Source organism: Calderihabitans maritimus, assembly GCF_002207765.1.
Classification (GTDB): domain Bacteria; phylum Bacillota; class KKC1; order Calderihabitantales; family Calderihabitantaceae; genus Calderihabitans; species Calderihabitans maritimus.
Genome location: NZ_BDGJ01000009.1, coordinates 1 through 1194, shown reverse-complemented (window position 1 = coordinate 1194; position 1194 = coordinate 1). Strand labels below are relative to the sequence as shown.

Below are 1194 nucleotides of genomic sequence, written 5' to 3'. Positions count from 1 at the left end.
ATAGAAGTGACCACGCCCGCACCTACCGTGCGGCCACCTTCCCTGATAGCAAAACGTAAACCTTCCTCAATAGCAATCGGAGTTATCAGTTCTATTTCCATCTTTACGTTGTCCCCTGGCATTACCATCTCTACTCCCTCCGGCAGCTTAACTACCCCGGTCACATCAGTGGTCCGGAAGTAAAACTGCGGCCGGTATCCTTCAAAAAACGGAGTGTGCCTCCCACCTTCTTCTTTGGTTAGTACGTATACCTCCGCACTAAATTTCCGGTGGGGCTTGATAGTACCAGGCTTCGCCAGAACCATTCCCCGTTCTATTTCCTTACGCTCTATCCCCCTAAGCAGCGTACCAATGTTATCTCCCGCCTGCGCTTCGTCCAAAAGCTTACGGAACATCTCTACTCCTGTTACTACTGTCTTCCTTATGTCATCCCGTAATCCAATTATCTCTACTTCATCCCCTACTTTTACCGTACCTCTCTCTACTCTACCCGTCGCTACTGTCCCACGTCCCGTAATGCTGAATACGTCTTCTACCGGCATCAGGAACGGCTTGTCTTTGTCCCTCTCCGGCGTCGGAATGTACTCGTCTACTGCATCCATCAGTTGCCAAATCGATCCACACCATTCACATTCTCTTTCCCCACAACCGCATTCCAGCGCCTTCAATGCCGACCCTCTTATTACCGGTACGTCGTCACCAGGAAATTCATATTCATTCAGCAGTTCCCTTACTTCCATCTCTACCAGTTCCATCAGCTCTTCATCATCTACCATGTCCGCCTTGTTCAAATATACTACAATGTACGGTACCCCTACCTGACGCGCCAGCAAAATGTGCTCCCGTGTCTGCGGCATAGGACCATCCGCCGCCGATACTACCAAAATCGCTCCGTCCATCTGCGCCGCTCCGGTAATCATGTTCTTTACATAGTCCGCATGTCCCGGACAGTCTACATGCGCATAGTGCCTCTTCTCTGTCTCGTACTCTACGTGTGCCGTCGCTATCGTAATCCCTCTCTCTCTCTCCTCCGGCGCATTGTCTATCTGGTCATACGCCGTCGCTACCGCACCCCCAACTTTCGCCAGCGTAAAAGTAATCGCTGCCGTCAGGGTCGTCTTCCCATGGTCTACGTGCCCTATTGTTCCTACGTTAACGTGCGGTTTCGTCCTCTCAAATTTCGCCTTCGCCATT

General features: G+C 51.3%; 1 protein-coding gene. It reads right to left on the bottom strand.

Annotation, left to right across the window (positions count from 1 at the left end; genetic code table 11):
• Positions 1 to 1193 (bottom strand): elongation factor Tu (gene tuf / locus KKC1_RS01580; protein ID WP_088552767.1); only part of this gene is annotated, 1193 nt, incomplete at its 3' end.
• Between the last annotated feature and the right edge of the window lies 1 nt (position 1194).